This is a genomic window from Lacticaseibacillus hegangensis (genome assembly GCF_003946465.1).
Taxonomy (GTDB): Bacteria; Bacillota; Bacilli; order Lactobacillales; family Lactobacillaceae; genus Lacticaseibacillus; species Lacticaseibacillus hegangensis.
The window spans coordinates 1-2,698 of the sequence record NZ_RHOL01000051.1; the positions used below are offsets into that span (position 1 = coordinate 1).

Annotated in this window: 1 protein-coding gene; it reads right to left on the reverse strand. The window is 53.9% G+C overall.

Annotation, left to right across the window (positions count from 1 at the left end):
• Positions 1 to 78: 78 nt before the first annotated feature.
• The coding region (locus tag EKM86_RS11780) for an LPXTG cell wall anchor domain-containing protein (protein ID WP_164506274.1) at positions 79 to 2,698 on the reverse strand (2,620 nt) is incomplete at its 5' end.

The following is a 2,698-nucleotide window of genomic DNA, read 5'->3' on the forward strand; positions in this document are numbered from 1 at the left end:
TCGCAACGCTCCAAACGTTGCTTTCAGACCGGCCAGATGCGATTTCATGTCCCAAATACCGAGGTGAATAATCCAGGATCAATTGTTGTGCTTGCGGCGTTTCTCAACCCCCGTTAGGCCGAATAGTCCAATCAGTGCTGCGCCAATCAGTGCAAGGCTTGCGGATTGAGTTTCACCGGTTTGCGGCAGTGCCTTGCGACCGCGTTCCGCAGCTGCTGCATCAGTGTCAGGCAGTGAGCTGCGCTTGTTCAGGGTGCCGCTCTCGTTGCCTGAAGTGCTCGGCTGAGGCGTCGAAGGATTGTCCTGCCCTGCAGGCGTCTTCCCAGTTTCAGCCGTCGTCGTGACTGCCGGAATCGTGATAGTGATTGGCTCGCTTTCAGGCTTTTGCCCGTCGTGCTGAGCAATCGTCACCGTGTCACCTGGTTTGGTATCCGGAATTTGAATGGTCCAGTGACCATTTTGATCAACCACGGTTGTGACCGGACCGCCATTGGTGTTCACCGTGATCGTCGCTCCTGGCGTGCCAGAGCCTGTGATCGTCGTGGTGGTACCGTTGTTGGTCGTCTCATTAATATTTGGCTGTTGCGTCTGCGTGGTGAATGGTGGGTTCGTGGAAACCGCAGTCTTGACGTCAGACACGTTGCCTTGATCGTCAATGTGCTCACCTGTGGTGCTGGTGCCGTCAGTCTGACGGGTCAAGGTGATCCCATTAGGCTCATTGTTCGTCACCGTCGTCTTGCCAACCGTACCAGTTTTGCCTGGTTCGATTGTGACCGGCTCGCTCGGCCATCCGCCCTTCGGCGTCTCCGTCGCAACGGCCACGTTCGTGTCGGTATCAATGACCACATGCGTCTTATCGCCGTTTGACCATATCTTATCAATCGTCGTGACTTTGTGCTCCGGGTTCGTGGTGACGGTTGTGGTACCACCGTCTGGATCCGGCGTCGTAGTTGGACCATAGTAGTCGTCCTTCGTCGTCGAAACTGCATCTGGCACCTTGCTGAGCGTGATCCCGCCGTCAGGCGTAACTGTCTCAGTGATGCTTGGTGATGTCGTTGAACTTGGATCGCTTGGCCGCGTCATCGTGATCCCGTTAGGCTCATTGTTTGTTACCGTCGTCTTGCCGACAACCGCAGTTTCACCTGGGTTGAGTGTGACTAGCGCTGTTGGCTGACCGCCCTTAGGCGTTTCAGTAGCCGTAGCCACATTCGTATCGGTATCGATGTCCACGTGCGTCTTGTCGCCGTTTGACCATGTCTTATCGATCGAGGTGACTTTGTGATCCTTATTCGTGTTAACAGTTGTGGTACCACCGTCAGGATCCGGCGTCGTAGTTGGACCATAGTAGTCGTCCTTGGTCGTCGAAACCGCATCTGGCACCTTGCCAATTGTGATCCCGCCGTCAGGCGTGACCGTCTCGGTGGTGCTTGGTGATGTCGTTGAACTTGGATCGCTTGGCCGCGTCATCGTGATCCCGTTAGGCTCATTGTTACCAACTGTCGTTATACCAACAACCTTGGTTTCACCTGGGTTGATCGTGACTGGCGTCGTTGGCTGGCCGCTCTTAGGCGTTTCAGTTGCGGTTGCCACATTCGTATCGGTACTGATGTCCACGTGCGTCTTGTCGCCGTTTGGCCATGTCTTATCGATCGAGGTGACTTTGTGATCCTTATTCGTGTTAACGGTTGTGGTACCACCGTCTGGATCCGGCGTCGTGGTTGGACCATAGTAGTCGTCCTTGGTCGTCGAAACTGCATCTGGCACCTTGCCAATTGTAATCCCGCCGTCAGGCGTGACCGTCTCAGTGGTGCTTGGTGATGTCGTTGAACTTGGATCGCTTGGCCGCGTCATCATGATTCCGTTAGGCTCATTGTTACCAACGGTCGTTTTGCCGACAACCGCAGTTTCACCTGGGTTGATTGTGACAGGCTCACTCGGCTGACCACCCTTAGGCGTTTCAGTTGCGGTTGCCACATTCGAGTCGGTATCGATGTCCACGTGCGTCTTGTCGCCGTTTGGCCATGTCTTATCGATTGAGTTGATTTCACCTTTATCATTGGTTTTCAGTGTGGTTTGTCCACCATCTTCATCTGGGAAAGTACCCCCAATGTACGTGTACGTGAACAGGACAGAGTTAACACTCACACTAGCTTGATTATTAGAATCTTCCAGTGCCTCTAATGCCGCCTTGGCATTACCTGTGTCAACACTAGCTGGATCGACTTTATAGCCATCGACCGCCGCTGGCGTGTACGCTGCAAAGCCTAGTGTCTCTGAGGTCCAATCCGTGAACGCTACAAACTTACCAGTTGCTTTATCGAACTGTGCTGCCCGCGTATAGGTGACCGTCTGCGTTGTTAGCGTATCCGTCAGCCCATCCTTAACACCACCAACAAACTTATCGCTGATGACCCGCACAACCTGCTTCGACAGCTGGTTGGCCGTGATCTTCGTATCGCTCTTCGGACTCGTCGAATTATTTGGATCAATCGGATCCCCGGGGTTGATAGGTATGGTCACGTCACTAACATTCGTCGTGTAAATGAAGTCGATCGTATCCGTGTCCGCATCAGTCGATGCTTCAACCTTGAACGCATCCAGTTTTGCTTGGATCTCAGCCGCGGTCACACTTTGTGGTGTCGCGGCATAGCCTGTCTTCTCTGCTGGGCTGATCTCGACTGGCCCGTTCTCACTGGCT